Origin of the sequence: Streptomyces sp. BV286 (genome assembly GCF_019090165.1) — a bacterium.
In the GTDB taxonomy this organism is placed as follows: Bacteria; Actinomycetota; Actinomycetes; order Streptomycetales; family Streptomycetaceae; genus Streptomyces.
The window spans coordinates 61,582-79,268 of the sequence record NZ_JAHRIB010000031.1 but is presented as its reverse complement, the minus strand read 5'-3'; the positions used below and the strand labels follow the sequence as shown (position 1 = coordinate 79,268).

Here is a 17,687-nt window from a genome sequence, read left to right as displayed (position 1 = left end):
CGCAGCTCCTTGGGGTCGGTCATCGGATGAGTGCACGATACGCGGCGCTTGGCCCGCTGGACATGCTGTTCGACAGCTGCGGGTCGTCCGCGGTTGGGCGCGCAGTTCCCCGCGCCCCTGTGGGGCGCGTCATCGCCCGGCCAGCCTGGCCTCGGCCGCCTGCCACGCCGCGGTGCTGCCCTGCGGCTCGTAGCGGGTCAACGGCTGCGTACGGGCCAGCAGTTCACGCATCGACGCGCGGTCGCCGACCTGGCCGTGCGCCCGGGCCTGCACGAGCACGTTGCCCAGGGCCGCCGCCTCCGCCGGGCCCGCCACGACCGGCAGGCCGCAGGCGTCGGCGGTGAGCCGGCACAGCAGGGCGTTGCGGGTGCCGCCGCCGACGATGTGCACGACGTCCACCGGGTGGTCGGCCAGCTCCTGCGCCTGCGCGACGGCCCGCCGGTGGGCGAGCGCGAGCGAGTCGAGGATGCAGCGGGTGATCTCGGCGGGCGACCCGGGCACGGGCTGGCCCGACTCCCGGCAGGCGTCGGCGATCCGGGACGGCATCCGGCCGGGAGCCAGGAAGGCGGCGTCGCCCGCGTCCACGACGGACCGCAGCGACGGCACCTCGGCGGCGGCCGACAGGAGGTCCCCCAGATCGGGGTGCCCCCATTCCCGTACGCACTCCTGGAGCAGCCAGAGCCCCATGATGTTGCGCAGATGACGGACCGTGCCGTCCAGGCCCAGTTCGTTGGTGAAGTTCGCCGCGCGGCTCGCCTCGGTGAGGACGGGCGACTCCAGCTCCAGGCCCACGAGGGACCAGGTGCCGGTGCAGATGTAGGCGAAGCGCTCGCCGCCCGCGGCCGGAACCGCGGCGACCGCCGAGGCGGTGTCGTGCGAGCCGACCGTCGTCACCGGCACCGGGCCCGTCAGCCCGGTCTCCTCCAGCACGCTCCGCCGGAGCAGCCCCGCCGGGTCGCCGGGCCGCCGCAGGGGCGCGAACAGCTTCAGGTCGATGCCGAGCCGCTCCGCGACGTCGTACGACCAGTCGCCCGTACGCGGGTCGATCAGCTGCGTGGTGGAGGCGTTGGTGAGCTCGGTGCCCGCCTCCCCCGTGAGCCAGTACGTCAGCAGGTCGGGGATCAGCAACAGGCGTTCGGCGGAGGCCAGTTGAGCCGAGGAGCGGGCCGCGACCAGCTGGTACAGGGTGTTGAAGGGGGCGTACTGGAGCCCGGTCGCCGCATAGAGGTCGGCGGCGGGCACGGTGGCCCACACCTTCTCCGCGACGCCCTCGGTGCGGCCGTCGCGGTAGTGCACCGGGTTGCCGAGCAGCGCCCCGTCGGCGTCGAGCAGGCCGTAGTCCACGGCCCAGCTGTCGATGCCGACCGAGTCGACCTGCCCTGCCGCGCGCAGGCCGTCGAGGACCCCCGCATACAGCGCGAGAATGTCCCAGCGCAGCCCTTCGGGCGTACGCACCGGACGGTTCGGGAAGCGGTGGGCCTCCGTCAGCTCCAGCGAGTCGGGGCCCACCCGGCCGACCATGACGCGTCCACTGGACGCGCCGAGGTCGACCGCCGCGTAGGACTTCCCGGCCGTCCCCCCGGGCCCCCGGGACGTCCGGGACCTCCCGGACACGTGCGTCATCGGAGGAACGCGGCGGCGACGCCGGCGTCGACCGGCACGTGCAGACCGGTGGTGTGCGTGAGGTCGCCGCCCGTCAGGGCGAACACGGCGTTCGCGACGTGCTCGGGCAGGACCTCGCGCTTGAGGATGGTCCGCTGGGCGTAGAACTCGCCGAGCTTCTCCTCCTCGATGCCGTAGGTCGCCGCGCGCTGCGCGCCCCAGCCGCCCGCGAAGATGCCGGAGCCGCGGACGACCCCGTCGGGGTTGATGCCGTTGACGCGAATGCCGTACTCGCCCAGCTCGGCGGCGAGGAGTCGCACCTGGTGGGCCTGGTCGGCCTTGGTCGCCGAGTAGGCGATGTTGTTCGGACCGGCGAAGACCGCGTTCTTGGACGCGATGTAGATGACGTCCCCGCCGAGCTCCTGCGCGATCATCACCCGGGCCGCCTCGCGCGAGACGAGGAACGAACCGCGGGCCATGATGTCGTGCTGCAGGTCCCAGTCCTTCGCCGTGGTCTGCAGGAGCGGCTTGGAGATGGAGATGCCGGCGTTGTTGACGACCAGGTCGACGCCGCCGAAGGCGAGGACGGCCGCCTTGAAGGCCTCGGCGATCTGCTCCTCTGACGTCACGTCGACGGTCACGGCGACGGCCTTGTCGGGGCCGCCGAGCGCGGTGGCGACGTCGGCCGCGTTCTGCGCGTTCAGGTCCGCGATCACGACACAGGCGCCCTCGGCGACGAGCCGTTCGGCGATGGCCCTGCCGATGCCGCTGCCCGCGCCCGTCACCAGCGCCACGCGCGTGGCGAGCGGCTTGGGCTTCGGCATCCGCTGGAGCTTGGCCTCCTCCAGGGCCCAGTACTCGATGCGGAACTTCTCCGACTCCTCGATCGGCGCGTACGTCGAGACGGCCTCCGCCCCGCGCATCACGTTGATCGCGTTGACATAGAACTCGCCGGCCACGCGCGCCGTCTGCTTGTCCTTGCCGAAGGAGAACATGCCGACTCCGGGGATCAGCACGATCGCCGGGTCCGCGCCGCGCATCGCGGGGGAGTCGGCGTCGGCGTGCCGCCGGTAGTAGGCGGCGTACTCCTCGCGGTACCCGGCGTGCAGCTCCTTCAGCCGGGCGACCGCCTCGTCCAGCGAGGAGGTGGGCGGCAGGTCGAGGACGAGCGGCCTGACCTTCGTACGGAGGAAGTGGTCGGGGCAGGAGGTGCCGAGGGCGGCGAGGCGCGGGTGCTCGGCGCTCGCGAGGAAGTCGAGGACGACCTCGGCGTCGGTGAAGTGCCCGACCTGCGGACGGTCCTTGGAGGCCAGGGACCGGATCACCGGCGCGAGGGCGGCGGCGCGCTCCCGGCGCTCGGCGGCGCCGAGCGCCGCGTACCCCTCGACGACAGGACCGAACGGCTCGGGCTTCCCGCGCTCCGCGAGGAACTCCTCGGCCCTGCGGATGATGTGCAGCGAGTTGCGCTCGCACTCCTCGGCGGTCTCGCCCCAGGCCGTGATGCCGTGACCGCCGAGGACACAGCCGACGGCCTGTGGGTTGGCCTCCTTCACCGCCGCGATGTCCAGCCCGAGCTGGAAGCCCGGCCGGCGCCACGGCACCCACACCACGCTGTCCCCGAAGCACTCGGCGGTCAGCTTCTCCCCGTCGGCCGCACAGGCGAGCGCGATACCGGAGTCCGGGTGCAGGTGGTCCACGTGTGCCGCGTCCACCAGTCCGTGCATGGCGGTGTCGATCGACGGAGCCGCCCCGCCCTTGCCGTGCAGGCAGTAGTCGAACGCGGCGACCATCTCGTCCTCGCGCTCGACGCCCGGGTACACGTCCCTCAGCGCCAGCAGCCGGTCGATCCGCAGCACGGCGAGCCCGGCCTCGGTGAGGGTCCCCAGGTCACCACCGGACCCCTTGACCCACATCAGCTCGACGTCCCCGCCGGTCACGGGGTCGGTGCCGGTCCCCTTGGCGGAGGTGTTGCCGCCCGCGTAGTTGGTGTTACGGGGGTCGGCACCGAGCCGGTTGGACCGCCCGAGCAGAGCGGCGGCTTCAGGATGCGTTGCCATGTTCCAGTTCCTTAAGAGAAGAGAGAGGGGAGAAGCCCCGTGAGGGGCGCGGGGAACTGCGCGACCGGCCGAAGCGGACCCGCAGCCGGCCCCGGGCCTCCGGCCCGACGGCGAGGGGGCCGCGGTGCCCGGGCGGAGGGCGAGGCTAGGCGCCCCAACCGGCCTGCTGTCCCCCCACCCGCTCCGCAGCGATCTTCTGCGCCCACCCGGAGGCGTGGTACGCCGCGATCGGGTCGGGGTCGAGCCCCAGCTCACCCCGGACCTCGGCGACCAGCGGCCGCACGTCCGTGTTGTACGCGTCCATGACGACGGCGTTCGCGGCGAGCACGTCACCGGAGCGCTGCGCGGCGGTCAGGGCCTCCCCGTCGACGAGGAGCGCCTTCGCCGTCGCCTCCTGCACGTTCATCACCGAGCGGATGATCGCGGGGATCTTCGCCTCGATGTTGTGGCACTGGTCGAGCATGAACGCCACGTCCGCGGTGAAGCCGCCGCCCCGGATGACCTCGTACATGATCCGGAACAGCTGGAAGGGGTCGGCGGCACCGACCATCAGGTCGTCGTCCGCGTAGAACCGCGAGTTGAAGTCGAACGCCCCGAGCTTCCCCTCCCGCAGCAGGGTGGCGACGATGAACTCGATGTTGGTGCCCGGAGCGTGGTGCCCGGTGTCGACGACGACCTGGGCCTTGGGCCCGAGCTTGAGGCAGTGGGCGTAGGCGGTGCCCCAGTCGGGGACGTCCGTCGCGTAGAAGGCCGGCTCGAAGAACTTGTACTCCAGCAGCATCCGCTGGTCGTCCCCGAGCCGCTCGTACACGCGGGCGAGACCTTCGGCGAGGCGGTCCTGGCGCTCGCGGATGTCGTCCTGGCCGGGATAGTTCGTACCGTCCGCGAACCACAGCTTCAGGTCCTTCGAGCCCGTGGCATCCATGATGTCGACGCATTCGAGCAGGTGGTCCACCGCCTTGCGGCGCACCGCGGCGTCCGGGTGGCAGATGCTGCCCAGCTTGTAGTCGTCGTCCTGGAAGGTGTTGGAGTTGATCGCGCCGAGCTTCAGGCCGCGCTCCTCGGCGTGCTTCGCCAGCGCCGCGTAGTCCTCGACCCTGTCCCAGGGGATGTGCAGGGCCACGGTCGGCGCGGCCCCCGTGAACTCGTGCACCTTCGCCGCGTCGTCCAGCTTCTCGAAAGGATCGCGCGGGACCCCGGGCTGCGCGAACACCTTGAAGCGGGTTCCCGAGTTCCCGTACGCCCACGACGGCGTCTCTACTGCCTGGGTCCTGAGGGCGGCCTTCACCGCGGCGAGCTCGGTCACTTCGGGGCTCCTGTGACTTCCGTTGTGGCATCGGGTCTGAACGACTTCTGAACCCATGGCTCTGAAACGATTCAGAAGGCAGAAGCTATGAGCCGCCCGAAAGGCTGTCAACCCCTGCGGCGATTACGCCTTGCCGTGACTCGGTTGTGACCTTTGGCTATCGAAAATTTCGGCCTGTACCCATTGACGTGACCTGGGCTACCTGCCTAACGTCCCGGCAACCTAGTTGAAACCTTTCACGACGTCGTGAGGCCGCATCGCCCGCGTCGTTGAGGAGCCCTCATGACCCACCGGTCCGACGCGGATCCGGCCCCCGTGCTGGCACTCGAGGACATCTCGAAGTCCTTCGGTGCCGTACGCGCCCTGCGGGACGTGTCCCTGGAACTCTTTCCCGGCGAGGTGCACGCACTCGCCGGTGAGAACGGCGCGGGCAAGTCGACCCTCATCAAGACGCTCGCCGGCGTGCACCGACCGGACGCCGGCCGGGTGCTCCTGGACGGCGAGCCCACCGTCTTCCACGGTCCGGCCGACGCCCGGGACGCGGGCATCGCCGTGATCTACCAGGAGCCCACGCTCTTCCCCGACCTGTCGATCGCCGAGAACATCTTCATGGGCCGCCGGCCCCGGCGCTCGCTCGGCCGCATCGACCACAAGGCCACGCACGCCGCGACCCTCGCCCTCATGCAGCGGCTCGGCGTCGAGCTCGACCCCGACCGCCCGGCGCGCGGCCTGTCCATCGCCGACCAGCAGATCGTCGAGATCGCCAAGGCGCTCTCCTTCGACGCCCGTGTACTGATCATGGACGAGCCGACCGCCGCTCTCACCGGCAGCGAGGTGGCCCGCCTCTTCGGCGTCGTCCGCACGCTGCGCGAACAGGGCTCGGCCGTGCTGTTCATCTCGCACCGGCTGGAGGAGATCTTCCAGATCTGCCGACGTGTCACGACCCTGCGCGACGGCGCCCTGATCTCCAGCGAACCGATCGACGGCATGACCGAGGAGGATCTCGTACGCCGCATGGTCGGCCGCGACCTCGACGAGCTCTACCCCAAGCAGGACGTCCGGCCGGGCGAGGTCGCGCTGAGCGTACGGCGGCTGACCCGCGAGGGTGTCTTCACCGATGTCTCCTTCGACGTCCGGTGCGGCGAGATCGTCGGCCTCGCCGGACTCGTCGGCGCCGGGCGCACGGAGGTCGCCCGGGCCGTCTTCGGAGTCGACCGCTGGGACGCCGGAGAGGTCGAGGTCGTCGGCAGGAAGCTGACGAACGGAGCGCCCTCCACGGCCATGGCCGCAGGTCTCGCCCTCGTCCCCGAGGACCGCCGCGCGCAGGGCCTGGTGATGGACATGTCCATCGAACGCAACATCGGCCTCACCGGACTGCGTACGACCGTCAGGGCCGGCCTGATGGACCGCGGCGCCGAGCGCAGCCGGTCCCTCGACTGGGCGGTCAAGCTCCAGGTCAAGTACGCCCGGATCGCCGACACCGTCAACACCCTGTCCGGCGGCAACCAGCAGAAGGTCGTCCTCGCCAAGTGGCTCGCCACCGGCCCGAAGGTGCTGATCGTCGACGAGCCCACCCGCGGCATCGACGTCGGCACGAAGGCCGAGGTGCACCGGCTGCTCAGCCAGCTGGCCGCCGACGGGGTGGCCGTCCTGATGATCTCCTCCGACCTTCCCGAGATCCTCGGCATGGCCGACCGGGTCCTCGTGATGCACGAGGGCCGGCTCACCGCCGAGATCGCACGCACCGACGCCACCGAGGAATCCGTGATGGCCGCAGCCACCGGGAGGGCCGCCGCATGACGGTGACCGCCCCCAACCCGGCCCCCGCCGCCGAGGTGTCCAAGTCCAGTGGCACCCGGCTGGTGGACCGCGTCTTCAAGATGCGCGAACTCGCCATCCTGCTGGTCTTCCTGGCGATGATCGTCATCACCCAGATCGGCAACAGCGACTTCCTGTCCGAGCAGGGCATCAAGGACCTCCTGCTCAACGCGACCATCCTCGTGCTGGTCGCCACCGGCCAGTCGCTGGTCGTCATCACCCGCAACGTCGACCTGTCGGTCGGCTCGACCCTCGGCATCAGCGCCTTCGCGGCCGGCACCTATCTGCAGGGCGGCGGCAACTCCGTCGTCGCCGTGGCCCTCGCGGTCCTGCTCGGCATCGGCTGCGGCCTGGTCAACGGACTGCTCGTCAGCCTCGGCCAGGTGCCCGCGCTCGTCGTCACCCTCGGCACGCTCTACATCATCCGCGGCATCGACTCCATCTGGGTCGGCTCCCGGCAGATCACGGCGGCGAACCTGCCCGACGGGTTCATCGACTTCGGATCCGGCGGCCTCTCCGCCGTCCCGTGGCTCGCGATGATCGCGCTGGTGGTGCTGGTTGCGACGGCCTACTACCTCAAGCACTTCGGCAGCGGCCGCGAACTGTACGCGCTCGGCTCCAACCCGGAGGCCGCCCGCCTCGCCGGCATCCCGGTACGCAAGCGGATCCTCGCCGCGTACACCTTCTGCGGCGCCCTCGCGGGTCTCGCCGGAGCGCTGTACCTCGCCCGGTTCGGCAACGTCGACTCCGGTACGGGCAACGGCTACGAACTCACCGTCGTCAGCGCGGTCGTGGTCGGCGGCGTCGTCTTCACCGGCGGCTCCGGCAGCGTCTACGGAGCGGCCCTCGGTGCCCTGCTCCTCACCTCCGTCAACAGCGTGCTGCCCGCGCTCGGCGTCAGCTCCGTCTGGGTGCTCGCCATCAACGGCATCCTGCTCATCCTCGCCATCGCGGTCGACCGGATCGTCGCCCTGCGCGTGGCGACCGCACTGAAGAAGAGGAACGCCCGCCATGGCTGACTCCGCTCTCACGCGCGCCGTCCGCCGGTCCGCGTCCCTGAGGTGGGACGGAGCCGTCGGCGCCCTCCTCGTCATCGTCCTGCTGCTGTCCTTCACCACCGTGGACGGCTTCGGCAACGCCCTCAACCTGTCGTTCCTCATCGGCAACACGCTGCCCATCGCGCTGATCGCCCTCCCGATGACCATGCTCGTGGTGTCCGGCGAGATCGACCTGTCGGTGGCCTCCACGGCCGGCCTGTCCGGCGCGGTGATGGGCGCCCTGTGGAACCAGGGCATGACCATCGAGACGATCATCCCGATCTGCCTGCTCCTCGGAGTGGTGTGCGGGCTGATCAACGGCCTGCTGGTGACCCGGCTCGGCCTGCCGTCCCTCGCCGTCACCATCGGCACCCTCGCCGCCTACCGGGGCATCGCACAGATCGTGCTCGGCTCCGACGCGGTGACCGACTTCCCCACCCAGTACCTGGACTTCGCGTCCGGACGCATCGGCGACACCTTCGTCCCGTACGCGCTGCTGCCCTTCCTCGTGCTGCTCGCGATCGCCGTCGTCGCCCTGCACGCCACCCCGTTCGGGCGTTCGCTGTTCGCGACCGGCGCCAGCGAGGAGGCGGCGCGCTTCGCCGGCATCCGCGTCAAGCGGCAGAAGCTGATCCTGTTCACCGTGACCGGGTTCATGGCTTCACTGACCGGCATCTTCTGGGCCCTGCACTACGCCAGCGCCCGCTTCGACAACGCCACGGGGCTCGAACTGTCCGTCGTGGCGGCCGTGTTGCTCGGAGGCGTCGACTTCGACGGCGGCAAGGGCACGCTGGGCGGCGCGATCGCCGGAGTGTTCCTGCTCGGGGCGCTCCAGAACGTCATGAGTCTGCAGGACGTCTCGGCGCAGTCACAGATCGTCGTCACCGGTGTCCTGCTGGTCCTGTCCGTGCTCGGTCCCCGGGTCGCACGGCAGATCTCCCTCGCGAGGGCGGGCCGCAGAGCGGCTTCCGCGCCCACCTCCGCACCCACTTCCGCACCCACCTCCTCGTAACTCCTCGTCACTCCCGTCGAAAGGCTCCACCACCATGTCCTCCACCAAGCTCCGCCGGGCCTGTGCGGCCCTGGCCGCCGTCACGTCCTTCGCCCTGGCCGCCACCGCCTGCGGCGGCGGAACCTCCAAGGACGACGTCAAGGAAGACAGCGGCTCGAACGCCGCCGCCGGCAAGGCCGACCCGAACGCGGCCACCAAGAAGGGCCTGACCGTCGGCTTCCTGCCCAAGGCGGTCAACAACCCGTACTTCACCACCGCCGACAAGGGCGGCGAGAAGGCGCTCACCGAGCTGGGTTCGAAGTACAAGGAGGTCGGCACCAGCAGCGCCACGGACACCTCCGGCCAGGTGAGCTACGTCAACACGCTCACCCAGCAGCAGGTCGACGCGATGGCCGTCTCCGCCCAGGACCCGGGCGCCCTGTGCACCGCGCTCAAGCAGGCCATGAAGAACGGCGTCAAGGTCGTCACGTACGACTCCGACACCAAGCCCGACTGCCGCAACGCCTTCGTGTCGCAGGCCAGCGCCGAGGCCCTCGGCCGCACCGAGGTCCAGCTCCTCGCCGAACAGCTGGACTACAAGGGCGAGATCGCGATCCTGTCCGCCGCGCAGACCGCGACGAACCAGAACACCTGGATCGAGTTCATGAAGGACGAACTCAAGGACCCCAAGTACAAGAACATGAAGCTGGTCAAGGTCGCCTACGGCAACGACGACGCCCAGCAGTCGTTCCAGCAGACCCAGGGCCTCCTCCAGGAGAACCCGAAGCTGGCCGGCATCATCTCCCCGACCACCGTCGGCATCAAGGCCGCCGCCCAGTACCTGTCGGGCTCCAAGTACAAGGGCAAGGTCAAGCTGACCGGCCTCGGCACCCCGAACGACATGCGCAAGTACGTGAAGAACGGCACCGTCGAGGCCTTCGAGCTGTGGGACCCGGCGAAGCTCGGCGAGCTGGCCGCGCGGACCGCCGTGGCGCTGTCGTCCGGTCAGATCACCGGCAAGGAGGGCGAGACCTTCAAGGCCGGTGACATGGGGACCTTCACCATCGGCAAGGACGGTGTGATCGACCTCGGCAAGCCGACCGTCTTCGACAAGAAGAACATCGACCAGTTCGACTTCTGATCCCCTTCGTCCACCGGGAGTTGCCCTTCATGCAGCGCGTCTGTTTCCTGCTCAAGGTCCGCGAGGACCGGCTCGACGAGTACCGCGAGCGGCACGCCGCCGTGTGGCCCGAGATGCTCGCGGCACTCTCGGCCACCGGCTGGCGCAACTACTCGCTCTTCCTTCGCGAGGACGGCCTGCTGGTCGGCTACTTGGAGACCGAGGACTTCGCGGCCGCGCAGGCAGGCATGGAAGCCGCCGAGGTCAACACCCGCTGGCAGGCCGACATGGCGCCGTTCTTCGAATCGCTGGACGGCGCCAGGCCCGACGAGGCCATGAAGCCCCTCACCGAAGTGTTCCACCTCGCCTGACCGATGCTCTCACCCGCTCTTCCCCTCGCTCGTTCTCCTCCTCCCCGCACGTCCAGGAGCCCTGAACATGAAGAGACGCACCCTGCTCGCGACCGCCCTGCTCGGCACCGTGGCCGCCCCCGGCCTCGCCGGCACCGCCCGGGCGGCCGACCCCGGTCCCTCGGTCACCCAGACCGGCATCACCACGCTCGACAGCCAGGCCATCTTCTTCGTCTCCTACGACGGTCTGGTCAACAACAACTCGTTCCAGAAGAACGGCCTGCTGACCTACAAGGGCTACCAGTACGCCGTCTGGTACACCGCCGACCGCAACGCCGTCGTCGGCCGCCGCGTGCTCGGCGCGAGCACCTGGTCGACCGTCAAGGTCGGCCACACCCTGCGCTACAACGACTCCCACAACGTCATCTCGATGGGCGTCTCCAAGACCGATGGCCGCCTCCACCTCAACATGGACTCGCACAGCGACGGCTTCACCTACGTCAAGTCGGTCGCCGGGCTCATGGACAACCCCGCGGGCCTGACCTGGACCACGAGCCGGTTCGGCGCGCCGCAGTCCACCCTCGACGGGCTCGCGCTCACCTCGCAGTTCACGTACCCGCAGTTCGTCTCCATGCCCGACGGAAAGCTCCAGCTCAGCTACCGCGCGGGGATCTCCGGCAACGGCCGCAACGCCATCGCCGAGTACGACGGCACGTCCTGGACGAACCTCGGCGAGTGGAGCAGCTCCACCGGCACGTACACCAGCGAGCACGGCTCCAGCACCGTCCGCAACATGTACCTGCACGGCATCGACTACGACAGGAACGGGCGGCTGCACTCCTTCTTCACCTGGCGTGAGCAGAACGGCGCGGTGATGTGCAACGGCGGAGGCATCACCAACCACGACACGGGCTACGTCTACTCGGACGACCGCGGCCGCACCTGGCGCAACGACGCGGGCACCGTCGTCGGCACGACCGGCGCCTCCGACAAGGTCGCCGTCACCGACAGCGGTCTCGTGGTCGACGCCCTGAACCCGGACCACTCCCTGATGAACCAGGAGAGCCAGGCCACCGACTCCGCGGGCCGGCCGCACGCGATCATCAGCTACGTGCCGGGCCGCTTCGGCCAGTGCACGACGAACTACGTCACCAACCGGACGGCGAACGGCCGCGCCTTCCACGTGCGCAGGACCGCCACCGGCACCTGGCGCAAGACCGAGATCCCGGTCGCCCTGAACTCCAGCCAGCGCACCCGGCTGATCCTCGACAAGTACGACAACGCCTACGCGATCATGCCCTTCGGACGCATAGTCGCCGCGTCCGCCGCCTCCGGTCACACGGACTGGACGACGCTGTTCGATGCCAGCGGGCTGAACGCCTTCGGCGAGGTCGTCGTCGACGAGACGCGGATCGCCCAGGACGGCGTGCTGTCCATCCTGTACCAGGTGAAATCCAGTGGGACGACGCCCTCGGCGCTGCGCGTGGTCGACTTCCGACTGCCTGCGTGACGCCGGTCCGTCCCGGGTGGGCACGCGGGTTAATGTGACTGCGTGCCCACCACTCTCCCCGTTCCCCCGGAGGTAACCGCCTGATGGCCCAGTCGGTGGGTATCAAGGACGTCGCCCGAGTCGCCGGAGTCTCCGTCGGCACGGTCTCGAACGTCATCAACCGCCCGGACACGGTCGCCTCCGAGACCCGCGCCCGCGTGCTCTCCGCCATCGACCGGCTCGGCTACGTCCGCAGCGAGTCGGCCCGGCAGCTGCGCGCCGGACGCAGCCGCATCATGGGCCTGCTCGTCCTCGACATGGGCAACCCCTTCTTCGTGGACGTGGCACGCGGCGCCGAGCGGGCGGCCCGCGAGACCGGGCTCGGCGTGATGGTCTGCAACAGCGCGCAGAGCGCCGGCGAGGAGGCCGACTACCTGTCGCTCTTCGCGGAGCAGCGGGTACGGGGCGTCCTGCTGACCCCCGCCGACGCGACGGGCCGCAACATAGAGGCGTTCCGGCGCCACGGCATCCCCTTCGTCCTCGTCGACCGGGTCGCCGAGGGAACCACCGAGTGCTCGGTGTCCGTCGACGACGTCGCGGGCGGCGCACTGGCCGTACGGCACCTGGTCGACGCAGGCCACCGCTCCATCGCCTACGTGAGCGGGCCGCCCGGACTCAACCAGGTCACGGACCGCCGCACGGGCGCCCTGAACGCCCTCGCCGAGGCGGGACTCGGCCCGGAGTGCCTGCGTGAGCTGCCCACCGAGCGTCTCGACGTGGCCGCGGGCCGCGACGCGGGCGCCCGGCTCCTCGGCCTCGCCGACCGCCCCACCGCCGTCTTCTGCGCCAACGACCTGCTCGCCCTCGGCGTCCTGCAGGCGATGTTCGCGGCGGGTGTGAGCGTCCCGGACGACCTCGCGATCGTCGGTTACGACGACATCGAGTTCGCGGCGGCAGCGGCGGTCCCGCTGACCTCCGTGCGGCAGCCCGCCGTGACCATGGGCGCGCTCGCCGCGGAACTCCTCCTGGAGGAGACCGAGGCCGAGACCGCTCCCACCCCGCACGAACACCGGCGCGTGGTGCTCCAGCCGGAGCTGGTGGTCCGGCGCTCCAGCCTCCCGCCGCGCTGAGCGGTCGTTCAGTACGTACCCGGCGGTCGGCCTGATCGGCCGTTCAGTACGGATTTCTTGATCCGCGGTCTCGGCTCACCGGAGAACTTGTGCTGAACTGGGTCGCGGCCAGGAACCCGTCCGTCTCAGGAGCCTCTTTTGAGCACCAGTTACCGTCAGCCCGGTGTCGTCCTCAGCGACCGCCGCTTCACCGTGCCCCTCGATCACGACGCCCCCGCCGGCGAGACGATCGAGCTGTACGCCCGCGAAGTGGCCGGGAGCGACAAGGCGCACCAGGACCTGCCCTGGCTGGTGTATCTGCAGGGCGGCCCGGGCTTCGGCGCCAACCGCTTCGTCGGGAAGCAGGCCTGGCTCGGCCGTGCCCTGGAGGAGTACCGCGTCCTGCTTCTCGACCAGCGAGGCACCGGCAGCTCCACGCCCGCGAACCGGCAGACGCTCCCGCTGCGCGGCGGCCCCCGCGAGCAGGCCGACTACCTCGCGCTGTTCCGCGCCGACTCCATCGTCCGCGACTGCGAGGCGATCCGCCCGGCCGTCACGGGCGGCGCCCCCTGGGCGGTCCTCGGCCAGAGCTTCGGCGGATTCTGCGCGACCCACTACCTGGCCACCGCGCCCGAGGGCCTCAGCACGGCGCTGATCACCGGAGGGCTGCCCACCCTCGACGGGCACGCCGACGACGTCTACCGGGCCGCCTACCCGCGCATCGAGCGCAAGGTCGCCGCCCACTACGCGCGGTACCCCCAGGACGTCGAGCGGGCCCGGCGCGTCGCCGAACACCTCCTGCGGCACGAGCCCGTCCTGAACGGCGGCTACCGGCTCACCGTCGAGGCCTTCCAGTCCCTCGGCATCCTCCTCGGCGGCAGCGAGGGCAGCCACCGCCTGCACTACCTCCTGGAGAACGCCTTCGTCCGCACCGCCCAGGGCCCGGCCCTGTCCGACGCCTTCCAGGAGGACGTCCAGTCCCTCCTCTCGTTCGCCGGGCATCCCCTGTACGCGCTGGTCCACGAGGCCTGCTATGCCCAGGGCGAGCGCCCCACGGCCTGGTCCGCCGAGCGGGTCCGCGCCGACTTCCCGCAGTTCGACGCGGCCAAGTCCCTCGCGGGTGACGGCCCGGTGCTCTTCACCGGCGAGTCCGTGCACCCGTGGACCTTCGACTGCGACCCGGCCCTGCGTCCCCTGCGCGAAACGGCCGACCTCCTCGCCGAGCGCACCGACTGGCCCTCCCTGTACGACGCCGGCCGCCTCGCCGCCAACGAGGTCCCGGTCGCCGCGGCCGTCTACCACGACGACATGTACGTCGACACGGAGCACTCCCTGCGGACGGCCCGCACGATCCGCGGCCTGCGCACCTTCGTCACCGACGAGTTCGAGCACGACGGGGTACGGGCGGGCGGCCCGCGTGTCCTGGACCGTCTGCTGGCACTCGCCCGCGACGAGGCCTGACGGGGACGAGGCCCGGGCAACGGAACGCACTCCTTCACTTCGAGGGCTCCCGCCGGGGGCGCGGGGCCGTGACGTGCGCGGCTCCGCCGGGTGGGCACGACCGGTGCGGGGCGGCCCGCATTCCGCCCCCGGCGAGGTCACATAAGCGCATAATCTGGGGTCATGACCGAGCCGACGAACGACCAGCTCAAGCCCATGCCCGACGACTGGACGCGGGCCCTCGCGGTGGTGGCCCACCCTGACGACCTGGAGTACGGCTGCTCCGCGGCGATCGCCGCGTGGACCGACGGCGGCCGGGAGGTCGCGTACGTGCTCGCGACGCGCGGCGAGGCGGGCATCGACACCCTGGAGCCGGAGAAGTGCGCCCCGCTGCGCGAACGCGAGCAGCGGGCCAGTGCGGCGGTCGTGGGCGTCAGCGAGGTGGAGTTCCTCGACCACAAGGACGGCGTCGTCGAGTACGGCACGGCCCTGCGCCGGGACATCGCCCTCGCGATCCGCAGGCACCGGCCCGAGCTGGTGATCACCCTCAACCACCGTGACACGTGGGGCGGGGTCGCCTGGAACACCCCCGACCACGTGGCCGTGGGCCGAGCCACCCTCGACGCGGCCTCCGACGCCGGCAACCGCTGGATCTTCCCCGAGCCGGGCCTGGAGCCCTGGGACGGTGTGCGCTGGGTCGCCGTCGCGGGCTCCAGCAGCCCCACCCACGCGGTGGACGCGACCCCGGGCCTGGAGCGCGCGGTGCTCTCCCTGCTCGAACACCGCACCTACATCGAGGTGCTGACCGACGAGGACCCCGAGACGTACGTACGGTCCTTCCTGACCGGTTTCGCGCAGAGCACGGGGGAGCGGTTCGGCGGCAGGCCCGCCGTGTCGTTCGAGCTCTTCAGCAGGTGAGCGTCCCCGGCCGGTGATCAGCACGGGCGCGCGCTGCGTAGGGTGGGGGACATGCGAGACGAACCCGGCAGCACAGCGCCCGCCCGTGGCGAACTCCAGGCGGACTGTGCCCAGTGCTTCGGGCTGTGCTGTGTCGCGCTGCCCTTCTCCGCCTCCGCGGACTTCGCCGTCGACAAGGCCGCCGGCAGCCCGTGCCGGAACCTGCGGACGGACTCCCGCTGCGGCATCCACACGGAACTGCGGCAGCGGGGCTTCAACGGCTGCACGGTCTACGACTGCTTCGGCGCCGGCCAGAAGGTCTCACGGCTGACCTTCGGCGGCGAGGACTGGCGCGCGGGTCCGTCCGAGCGCGCCCGGCTGATGTTCGACGTGTTCCCGGTGGTACGGCAACTGCAGGAACTGCTCTGGTACCTCACCGAGGCGCGGGACCTCCCCGCGGCCCGCCCGATCCGGTCCGAGCTGGGCCGCGCGCTCGACCACGTCGAGGCACTCACCCGCCAAGGCCCCGAGCAACTGGTCGAGTTGGACGTGCCCGCGGTCCGCCAGGAGGTCAACGTCCTGCTGCTGCGCACCAGCGAGCTGGCGCGGGCCGAAACCGGCGGAGGCAGGAAGAAGGACCGCCGGGGCGCCGACCTGATGGGCGCCCGGCTCAAGGGCGCCGATCTGCGGGGCGCCAACCTCCGTGGCGCGTACCTGATCGCCGCCGACCTGACGGGCGCCGACCTGCGCGGGGCGGACATGATCGGCGCCGACCTGCGGGACACCGACCTCACGGACGCCGACCTGACCGGCGTCCTCTTCCTCACCCAGCCGCAGGTCAACGCCGCCAGGGGGAGTGCGGGCACCCGGCTTCCGGCGTCATTCACCCGCCCCGGTCACTGGACACCCTGAGGCCCGCGCACCTTCGGGCACGTCCCGCGCCTGCCGCGCCTGCGGGGCCTGAGGCTCCGCGGGCGCGGCGGGTGAGCGCCGGTCCAGGCGCAGCGTCAGGCCCTCCGGCATCAGGGTGAGCCGTTCGGCGACGCGCAGCCGGTACGCGGGGTCCGGCCGCAGCTCGTACCGGCGCAGGATCAGCCCCAGGACCAGGGTCGCCTCGTGCAGCGCGAACTGCCGCCCGATGCACGCCCGGGCGCCCGTGCCGAACGGCTTGAAGGTGTGGGCGGGCCGGGCCCGTATCGCCCCCGGCTCGAAGCGGTCCGGATCGAACCTCTCCGCGTCGGGCCCCCAGGCCTCCGGATCGCGGTGCAGCAGCGGGATGAGGACGAGCGCCCACGCGCCCGGGCGCATCGGATGGACACCGCCGAGGACCGTGTCCTCGCGGGCCTCGCGCGCGAAGGCGGGTGCCGTCGGCCACAGCCGCAGCGACTCGTCGAGTACACGCCGCACGTAGCGGAGTCTGGCGACCTGGTCGTAGGCCGGTTCCGGGGTGTCTCCCCAGACGCGGTCCACCTCGGCGCGGGCCCGGGCCGCGATCTCGGGGTGCCGCGCGAGGTAGTGCAGGGCGAAGGAGAGCGCGCCGGACGTCGTCTCGTGGCCCGCGATCAGGAAGGTGATGACCTGACGGCGGACGTTCTCGGGCGTGAGCCGCTCCCCGGTGTCCGGATGGGCGGTCTCCAGCATCCGGTCCAGCAGGTCGCCCTCCCCGGCCGGGCCGCCGAGCCGGGCCTCGACCACGGCGTCGACCGTGCGGTTGAGAAGCGCCACGTCGGCCGCGTTGCGGCGGGTGGCCGTACGCATCAGTACCGGCGCCAGCGGTACGGGCACGACGTTGAGGCGCTGTGCGTACAGCAGGGCGCCCACCATGGCGGTGACGAAGGGGTGGGGCCTGGTGCGTTCGAAGGAGTCGAAGTCGTGGCCGAAGCCGGTGCGGGCGATCGTCTCCAGCGTCAGCTTCGTCATGTCACCGGGTACGTCGACGGCCCGCCCCGCGGCCTGTTCGCCGTCCCAGCGGTCCGTCAGCCGGGCGGCCACGGCCAGCATCATCGCGTGGTAGCCCTCCATGGCCTCGCGGCTGAAGCCGGGCGCCAGCACGTCGTGCGCCAGCTGCCAGTTGGGCTCGTGGTTGTACGCCGTGAACAGGCCGTCCCCCGCGACGGGCCGGAGGTTGGCGACGCCCAGGCCCACGTGCTTGGCGAACCGCGACTCGTCCGCCAGCTCGCCCGCCAGCTCCGAGCCCCACACGAAGACGATCTCCTTGCCGAACCCCTTGCGCCGGAAGATCGGTCCGAGCCTTCGCCCGACGGCCAGCGAATCCTGCAACGGCGTACGGAGGTTGGTCCCGAGGGCGTCCCCGATCAGGGGCACGCGATACGGCGGACGCGGGATGCGGCGCAGCTCCGGCCAGCCCAGCTCGGCGCTGCGGAACCCCTTCACCGGCAAGTTCTTGTCCGTGCCCGCCATCACGCCATCTCCCCTGTGCCGTCCGCCGGTTGGGCTTGTTGTACGCGAAT

General features: G+C 71.1%; 14 protein-coding genes. 10 read left to right on the top strand and 4 right to left on the bottom strand.

Going from position 1 to position 17,687, the window contains the following annotated elements; genetic code table 11:
• Nucleotides 1–129 precede the first annotated feature (129 nt).
• The 3 genes from KUF83_RS04865 to rhaI form a co-directional block, all read right to left on the bottom strand.
• Nucleotides 130–1,623, bottom strand: a complete 1,494-nt coding sequence (locus KUF83_RS04865) for a rhamnulokinase family protein (RefSeq protein ID WP_217453282.1) — start codon at nt 1,621–1,623, stop codon at nt 130–132.
• Entirely contained in the window at nt 1,620–3,659 is a 2,040-nt protein-coding gene (locus KUF83_RS04860) for a bifunctional aldolase/short-chain dehydrogenase (protein WP_217453281.1), read from the bottom strand. The genes KUF83_RS04865 and KUF83_RS04860 overlap by 4 nt, the downstream gene beginning before the upstream one ends.
• Before the next feature lie 145 nt (nt 3,660–3,804).
• Complete coding sequence (rhaI, locus tag KUF83_RS04855) at nt 3,805–4,965, bottom strand: L-rhamnose isomerase (RefSeq protein ID WP_217453280.1); 1,161 nt, start codon at nt 4,963–4,965, stop codon at nt 3,805–3,807.
• Nucleotides 4,966–5,247: 282 nt separating this feature from the next.
• Here rhaI and KUF83_RS04850 point away from each other — a divergent pair, with 282 nt between their 5' ends.
• The 10 genes from KUF83_RS04850 (at nt 5,248) to KUF83_RS04805 (ending at nt 16,128) form a co-directional block, all read left to right on the top strand.
• Nucleotides 5,248–6,765 (top strand): sugar ABC transporter ATP-binding protein, encoded by a 1,518-nt coding sequence (locus tag KUF83_RS04850; RefSeq protein ID WP_217453279.1) that lies wholly within the window; start codon nt 5,248–5,250, stop codon nt 6,763–6,765.
• Nucleotides 6,762–7,802, top strand: a complete 1,041-nt coding sequence (locus KUF83_RS04845) for an ABC transporter permease (protein ID WP_217453278.1) — start codon at nt 6,762–6,764, stop codon at nt 7,800–7,802. The genes KUF83_RS04850 and KUF83_RS04845 overlap by 4 nt, the downstream gene beginning before the upstream one ends.
• Nucleotides 7,795–8,832 (top strand): ABC transporter permease, encoded by a 1,038-nt coding sequence (locus KUF83_RS04840; protein ID WP_217453277.1) that lies wholly within the window; start codon nt 7,795–7,797, stop codon nt 8,830–8,832. The genes KUF83_RS04845 and KUF83_RS04840 overlap by 8 nt, the downstream gene beginning before the upstream one ends.
• A 34-nt stretch (nt 8,833–8,866) precedes the next feature.
• Nucleotides 8,867–9,952, top strand: coding sequence for a rhamnose ABC transporter substrate-binding protein (rhaS, locus tag KUF83_RS04835; RefSeq protein ID WP_217453276.1), 1,086 nt, complete (start codon nt 8,867–8,869; stop codon nt 9,950–9,952).
• A gap of 29 nt (nt 9,953–9,981) precedes the next feature.
• Nucleotides 9,982–10,302: an L-rhamnose mutarotase gene (locus KUF83_RS04830; protein WP_217453275.1), complete on the top strand. Its 321-nt coding sequence runs from the start codon at nt 9,982–9,984 to the stop codon at nt 10,300–10,302.
• Nucleotides 10,303–10,369: 67 nt separating this feature from the next.
• Nucleotides 10,370–11,791: a BNR repeat-containing protein gene (locus KUF83_RS04825; RefSeq protein WP_217453274.1), complete on the top strand. Its 1,422-nt coding sequence runs from the start codon at nt 10,370–10,372 to the stop codon at nt 11,789–11,791.
• An 83-nt stretch (nt 11,792–11,874) separates the two neighbouring features.
• Nucleotides 11,875–12,900, top strand: a complete 1,026-nt coding sequence (locus tag KUF83_RS04820) for a LacI family DNA-binding transcriptional regulator (RefSeq protein ID WP_217453273.1) — start codon at nt 11,875–11,877, stop codon at nt 12,898–12,900.
• Nucleotides 12,901–13,038: 138 nt separating this feature from the next.
• Nucleotides 13,039–14,340 carry an alpha/beta fold hydrolase gene (locus KUF83_RS04815; RefSeq protein WP_217453272.1) on the top strand — a complete coding sequence of 434 codons (1,302 nt, stop codon included), beginning with the start codon at nt 13,039–13,041 and terminating at the stop codon, nt 14,338–14,340.
• Nucleotides 14,341–14,502: 162 nt separating this feature from the next.
• Nucleotides 14,503–15,237 (top strand): PIG-L deacetylase family protein, encoded by a 735-nt coding sequence (locus KUF83_RS04810; protein WP_217453271.1) that lies wholly within the window; start codon nt 14,503–14,505, stop codon nt 15,235–15,237.
• Between the two features lie 51 nt (nt 15,238–15,288).
• Complete coding sequence (locus tag KUF83_RS04805; RefSeq protein ID WP_217453270.1) at nt 15,289–16,128, top strand: pentapeptide repeat-containing protein; 840 nt, start codon at nt 15,289–15,291, stop codon at nt 16,126–16,128.
• Here KUF83_RS04805 and KUF83_RS04800 read toward each other — a convergent pair.
• On the bottom strand, nt 16,096–17,637 hold the full coding sequence (locus KUF83_RS04800) for a cytochrome P450 (RefSeq protein ID WP_217453269.1): 1,542 nt from the start codon (nt 17,635–17,637) through the stop codon (nt 16,096–16,098). The two genes, KUF83_RS04805 and KUF83_RS04800, sit on opposite strands and share 33 nt — an antisense overlap.
• Between the last annotated feature and the right edge of the window lie 50 nt (nt 17,638–17,687).

Bases quoted from the DNA above. Each gene is read 5' to 3' on its own strand.
- KUF83_RS04805 (WP_217453270.1), top strand. From the start codon at position 15,289: ATGCGAGACGAACCCGGCAGCACAGCGCCCGCCCGTGGCGAACTCCAG.
- KUF83_RS04825 (WP_217453274.1), top strand. From the start codon at position 10,370: ATGAAGAGACGCACCCTGCTCGCGACCGCCCTGCTCGGCACCGTGGCC.
- KUF83_RS04800 (WP_217453269.1), bottom strand. From the start codon at position 17,637: ATGGCGGGCACGGACAAGAACTTGCCGGTGAAGGGGTTCCGCAGCGCC.
- KUF83_RS04830 (WP_217453275.1), top strand. From the start codon at position 9,982: ATGCAGCGCGTCTGTTTCCTGCTCAAGGTCCGCGAGGACCGGCTCGAC.
- KUF83_RS04820 (WP_217453273.1), top strand. From the start codon at position 11,875: ATGGCCCAGTCGGTGGGTATCAAGGACGTCGCCCGAGTCGCCGGAGTC.
- KUF83_RS04810 (WP_217453271.1), top strand. From the start codon at position 14,503: ATGACCGAGCCGACGAACGACCAGCTCAAGCCCATGCCCGACGACTGG.
- KUF83_RS04860 (WP_217453281.1), bottom strand. From the start codon at position 3,659: ATGGCAACGCATCCTGAAGCCGCCGCTCTGCTCGGGCGGTCCAACCGG.
- KUF83_RS04845 (WP_217453278.1), top strand. From the start codon at position 6,762: ATGACGGTGACCGCCCCCAACCCGGCCCCCGCCGCCGAGGTGTCCAAG.
- KUF83_RS04840 (WP_217453277.1), top strand. From the start codon at position 7,795: ATGGCTGACTCCGCTCTCACGCGCGCCGTCCGCCGGTCCGCGTCCCTG.
- KUF83_RS04865 (WP_217453282.1), bottom strand. From the start codon at position 1,623: ATGACGCACGTGTCCGGGAGGTCCCGGACGTCCCGGGGGCCCGGGGGG.
- rhaS (WP_217453276.1), top strand. From the start codon at position 8,867: ATGTCCTCCACCAAGCTCCGCCGGGCCTGTGCGGCCCTGGCCGCCGTC.
- KUF83_RS04850 (WP_217453279.1), top strand. From the start codon at position 5,248: ATGACCCACCGGTCCGACGCGGATCCGGCCCCCGTGCTGGCACTCGAG.